This window comes from Pseudomonas sp. SDO5532_S415 (genome assembly GCF_054071155.1).
On sequence record NZ_JBSVWS010000271.1, the window covers coordinates 1 to 4771 of the forward strand.

Annotated in this window: 7 protein-coding genes; 2 read left to right on the forward strand and 5 right to left on the reverse strand. The window is 60.9% G+C overall.

From position 1 onward, the window contains the following. Positions 1–124: 124 nt before the first annotated feature. The 5 genes from purT to ACW9HW_RS28845 form a co-directional block, all read right to left on the reverse strand. Positions 125–1306, reverse strand: a complete 1182-nt coding sequence (gene purT, locus ACW9HW_RS28825) for a formate-dependent phosphoribosylglycinamide formyltransferase (RefSeq protein ID WP_457402705.1) — start codon at positions 1304–1306, stop codon at positions 125–127. Between the two features lie 100 nt (positions 1307–1406). Further along, positions 1407–1874 (reverse strand): preQ0 transporter, encoded by a 468-nt coding sequence (locus ACW9HW_RS28830; RefSeq protein ID WP_095193739.1) that lies wholly within the window; start codon positions 1872–1874, stop codon positions 1407–1409. Between the two features lie 190 nt (positions 1875–2064). Beyond that, positions 2065–2280, reverse strand: coding sequence for a DUF1289 domain-containing protein (locus ACW9HW_RS28835; protein WP_095193741.1), 216 nt, complete (start codon positions 2278–2280; stop codon positions 2065–2067). Beyond that, on the reverse strand, positions 2277–2801 hold the full coding sequence (locus tag ACW9HW_RS28840) for a gamma carbonic anhydrase family protein (RefSeq protein ID WP_095193742.1): 525 nt from the start codon (positions 2799–2801) through the stop codon (positions 2277–2279). Before ACW9HW_RS28840 ends, ACW9HW_RS28835 begins: the two co-directional genes overlap by 4 nt. 48 nt (positions 2802–2849) lie before the next feature. Continuing rightward, positions 2850–3449: a CoA pyrophosphatase gene (locus tag ACW9HW_RS28845; protein ID WP_457402707.1), complete on the reverse strand. Its 600-nt coding sequence runs from the start codon at positions 3447–3449 to the stop codon at positions 2850–2852. 147 nt (positions 3450–3596) lie between these two features. On the opposite strand from ACW9HW_RS28845, the gene ACW9HW_RS28850 reads away from it, so the two are divergent. Further along, the gene (locus ACW9HW_RS28850; protein WP_095193744.1) at positions 3597–4145 is read left to right on the forward strand and encodes an NUDIX hydrolase; all 549 of its coding nucleotides are present in this window, start codon (positions 3597–3599) and stop codon (positions 4143–4145) included. Between the two features lie 49 nt (positions 4146–4194). Beyond that, complete coding sequence (locus ACW9HW_RS28855) at positions 4195–4698, forward strand: L,D-transpeptidase family protein (RefSeq protein ID WP_095193745.1); 504 nt, start codon at positions 4195–4197, stop codon at positions 4696–4698. Positions 4699–4771 lie beyond the last annotated feature (73 nt).

Consider the following 4771-nt stretch of genomic DNA (forward strand, 5'->3'; position numbering starts at 1 on the left):
TATCAACATGGATGTTGAATGTGAAACAGCTTTCGCGAGCAGGCTCGCTCCCACAGTTCAGTACCTTCTGACCGGCATCAGGGCGAGCCCACACCTAGAAGGTATAGGCCCGCCGCCGCTGTTTTTACAGCTCGACAACCACCGCCTGCGACGCGCGGGTGGCCTTGGCCCGGGCAGCGTCGATCGACTCGTCGCGTGCCAGTGCCACACCCATCCGGCGCTGGCCATTGACTTCAGGCTTGCCGAACAGACGCAGCGCGGTATCCGGCTCGCTCAGTGCGGCGCCGAGATTGGCGAAAGCGGTCTGGGTCGACTGCCCTTCCACCAGAATCACCGCCGAGGCCGAAGGACCGAACTGGCGCACCACCGGGATCGGCAGGCCGAGGATCGCCCGTGCATGCAGGGCGAACTGCGACAGGTCCTGGGAAATCATCGTGACCATGCCGGTGTCGTGCGGGCGCGGCGAGACTTCGCTGAACCACACCTGGTCGCCTTTGATGAACAGCTCGACGCCGAACAGACCACGGCCACCCAGGGCTTCGGTCACGGCTTTGGCCACGCGCTCGGATTCGGCCAGGGCAATCGGGCTCATGGCTTGCGGCTGCCAGGATTCCTGGTAGTCGCCCTTCTCCTGACGGTGGCCGACCGGCGCGAGGAAGGTGGTGCCGCCAACGTGTCGCACGGTCAGCAGGGTGATTTCGTAGTCGAAATCGATGAAACCTTCGACGATCACCCGACCTTTACCGGCACGGCCGCCTTCTTGCGCGTAATCCCAGGCCTTTTTCACGTCATCGGCGCTGCGCAGCAGGCTCTGGCCTTTGCCCGACGAGCTCATGACCGGTTTGACCACGCAGGGGAAACCGAGGTCTTCGACGGCTTTGCTGTAGTCCTCGAAGGTGTCGGCGAAGTGGTACGGCGAGGTCGGCAGGTCCAGCTCTTCGGCGGCCAGGCGACGGATGCCTTCGCGGTTCATGGTCAGCTGGGCGGCACGTGCGGTGGGGATCACGGTGAAGCCTTCGGCTTCCAGCTCCACCAGGGTCGCGGTGGCGATGGCTTCGATTTCCGGCACGATGAAGTGCGGCTTCTCGGCTTCGATCACTGCACGCAAGGCTGCGCCATCCAGCATGTTGATCACGTGGCTGCGGTGGGCAACCTGCATGGCTGGCGCATTGGCGTAACGGTCCACGGCAATCACTTCAACGCCCAGGCGTTGCAGTTCGATCACCACTTCCTTGCCCAACTCGCCACAGCCACACATCAATACGCGGGTCGCGGTGGGCGACAATGGAGTTCCGATACGGGTCATCTGAAGGTCCTCAAGGAAGCGGATCATCGAGGAATGCAACGCCGGGCGCGCATCCCATGGGAGAAAGCGCGGCATTTTACATGAACCGCGGGGTTTGGCTTCAGCTGACGAGAGCCTGTTTGCGCAGGCGCCAGGCCATGATCAGCCACACGGCGGTCACGCCGGCGAACTTCGAGCCCAGGGCGGTGAGAATCACACCAGGGGTCAGCGCATCGATCATGCCGAAGAAGATAAAGGTATCGAGCGGAATGCTCAGGGCCGAACTTATCCACAGGCGGTCGTGCAGCGGGCGCTTGGTGATGCTGAACACCAGCCAGTCAATGCACTCGGACACCGCGAACGCCGTGGCACTGGCCAGGGCGATGGACGGATCGGACGTCACATAGGACAACACCAGCGCCGCCAGCATCGCCGCGATGGCGCCGTGGCCGAAACGGGTTTGCACCATGTCGCGCAGCACAAACACCAGACCGCCCCAGGCTGACCAGATGATGTCCAGGTCCGGGGCGGTGGAAAAGGCGTAGTTGATCAGCACGACGCTGCTGATGTAGGCGATGAGGAAAAACATGGAAGTACCTGTCAATTTGGCGCACAGGGTACTTCATCTTCAGGTCACAAATAACCTGTGGCGAGGGAGCTTGCTCCCGCTGGGCTGCGGAGCAGCCCCAAAAATCTTCCTGAATGCTGTTTGGTTGATCTCAGGGCCGCTTCGCGCCCCAACGGGAGCAAGCTCCCTCGCCACGAAAGCGTCAAACGACTCAGGAATCGGATTTCGAGGGCAACATCCACACCAACCCACTGGATTTGGCCCGCTCATGACACAACTCCAGCACCTTGCGCCGCTCGGCATTGTCCATCCGGCTCCAGCGGGTGATTTCTTCCACTGTGCGCTGGCACCCGGTGCAGATGTCATCGTCGTCCAGCGCACAAATATTCACGCAGGGCGATAACACCGGACGTTCTGGCGTAGTCATTGTTCCTGCTCAGCCAAATCGCGGGCATAACGCCGCGAGTTATGCACATAGTGGGCGGCGCTGGCTTCGAGCATTTTCTTCTGCGGCTCGGTCAGTTCGCGCACCACTTTGCCCGGCGAGCCCATGACCAGCGAACCGTCCGGAATCTCCTTGCCTTCGCCGATCAGCGAATTGGCGCCGATGATGCAGTTCTTGCCGATCTTCGCGCCGTTGAGGATCACTGCGTTGATACCGATCAGGCTGTAGTCGCCGACGGTGCAGCCATGCAGCATGGCGTTGTGGCCGATGGTCACGCCGGTACCGATGGTCAGCGGGTAGCCCATGTCGGTGTGCATCACGGTGCCGTCCTGGACGTTGCTGTTCTTGCCGATCAGGATCAACTCGTTGTCGCCGCGCAGCACGGCGTTGAACCAGACGTTGGCGCCCTCTTCCAGCTTGACCTTGCCCACCAGCACGGCGTTGGGTGCGACCCAGCTGTCCGGGTGGGTCTCGACACGGGCGTCGCCCAAGCGGTATTTCATTGTGTTGTCCTCAAGGCGTCACGTGTTCAGGCCATTCGAATGATGGCTTCAGGTATTGATAAAGCTTTTTGGCGGTTGATGCAGGCTGATCTTGGCGTCATAGAGAAGGTTGATCAACTCCACGACCATGATCGCGGTCAATCCCCAGATCTTGTACTCACCATAGCGATAGCTCGGCACGTACCAGCTGCGGCCCTGGTAATCGATGCGATGGGTGTGCTCGCGCGGGTCCTTGCGGAAGAACTCCAGCGGGACGCTGAACACGGCGGCGATTTCAGCATCGTTGGCCCGGTACTCGACGAAATCCGGAATGACGCCAACATAAGGCGTGACTTTGATGCCGTGCAGGGAGATCAGCGGGCTCAGCGGACCGATCACTTCGACCAGACCCGGCGGCAGGCCGATCTCTTCTTCGGCTTCGCGCAGGGCGGTGAAAATCAGGTCCGGGTCTTCGGGGTCACGCCGGCCGCCGGGGAAGGCGACTTCGCCGCCATGGGTCGAGAGCCCGCTGGCACGCAACGTCAGCACCAGTTCCGGCTCGTCACTGCGGGTAATGGGCACCAATACGGCAGCCTGGGGGAAACGTCGGTCAGTCTCCAGCGCGCGCGGGGTGTGGTTACTTACCCGATGCAGTAGCTCGTCCAGCATGAGTGTTCTCGATTTGTGCCTTACCTTGCATCATGCACCAATCGCTTCGGTCGCCCAACCCCCCGGATGGCGGCGTGTCGCGAAACGACAACTTGCCGACAGACACCGCCGCACGCCAAGATAGGCGCAGCATTCAGGAACCCAAGCATGAAATTTTGCAGTCAGTGCGGCAACCCGGTGACCCAACGCATTCCCGAAGGCGATTCGCGCCTGCGTTTTGTCTGTGACAGTTGCCACGCCATTCATTACCAGAACCCCAATATCGTCGCCGGCTGCCTGGCGACCTGGGGCACCAAGGTCCTGCTGTGCCGACGCGCCATCGAGCCTCGGCTCGGTTACTGGACCCTGCCCGCCGGTTTCATGGAAAACGGCGAAACCATCGAACAGGCGGCCATTCGTGAAACCGCCGAGGAAGCCTGCGCCCGGGTGCGCAACCTGAGTATCTATACGCTGATCGATGTGCCGCATATCAGCCAGGTGCACGTGTTCTTCCGCGCCGAACTGGCGGACCTGGACTTTGCCGCCGGCCCCGAGAGCCTCGAAGTGCAATTATTCGACGAAGCGGACATCCCTTGGGACGAGCTGGCTTTCCGCACAGTGGGCCGTACCTTAGAATGCTTCTTCGCTGACCGGCGGACCGAGGTCTACCCCGTACGGTCTGAATCGATCCCGCCGCTTGCTCAGCCTGCCAACTAAAAAACATCTATAAATAAATAGTCGCGACACCTCCTGGGGAATCGTTTCAATGCGCTGGTTGCTTGCCCTGTTCTGTTTGTCGTTCGTTGCGGTGTCCCAGGCGTCTGCCGTGGGATCCCTGGACGGCAAGGTCATCGAGAAAGTCCTGGTTCTCAAGTCTGCCCACCAATTGCAATTGATCAATGACGGCAAGCCGCTCAAGACCTATCGCATTTCCCTGGGCAAGCGCCCCATAGGGCCGAAACTGATGGAGGGCGATAAACGCACGCCGGAAGGTTTCTACTGGCTCGACTGGCGCAAGGTCAGCGACCGCTTCAACCTGGCCATGCATATCTCCTACCCGAACATCAGCGACTCCGCCCGCTCACGACGTGAAGGCGTCGATCCCGGCGGCATGATCATGATCCATGGCACCCCCGACACCGAAGACAACCCTGAAGACCTGTTCCACACCCTGGACTGGACCGACGGCTGCATCGCCATGCGCAACATGGACATGCGCGAAATCTGGAACCTGGTGCCGGACGGCACGATGATCGAAATCCGTCCGTAAACTTTTGTGTGACATGCGAGCTTTTGTGGCGAGGGAGCTTGCTCCCGCCGGGCTGCGAAGCGGTTCCAATTTC

Coding starts and splice junctions, on each gene's coding strand:
- ACW9HW_RS28830 (WP_095193739.1), bottom strand. CDS start 1,874: ATGTTTTTCCTCATCGCCTACATCAGCAGCGTCGTGCTGATCAACTAC.
- purT (WP_457402705.1), bottom strand. CDS start 1,306: ATGACCCGTATCGGAACTCCATTGTCGCCCACCGCGACCCGCGTATTG.
- ACW9HW_RS28850 (WP_095193744.1), top strand. CDS start 3,597: ATGAAATTTTGCAGTCAGTGCGGCAACCCGGTGACCCAACGCATTCCC.
- ACW9HW_RS28845 (WP_457402707.1), bottom strand. CDS start 3,449: ATGCTGGACGAGCTACTGCATCGGGTAAGTAACCACACCCCGCGCGCG.
- ACW9HW_RS28840 (WP_095193742.1), bottom strand. CDS start 2,801: ATGAAATACCGCTTGGGCGACGCCCGTGTCGAGACCCACCCGGACAGC.
- ACW9HW_RS28835 (WP_095193741.1), bottom strand. CDS start 2,280: ATGACTACGCCAGAACGTCCGGTGTTATCGCCCTGCGTGAATATTTGT.
- ACW9HW_RS28855 (WP_095193745.1), top strand. CDS start 4,195: ATGCGCTGGTTGCTTGCCCTGTTCTGTTTGTCGTTCGTTGCGGTGTCC.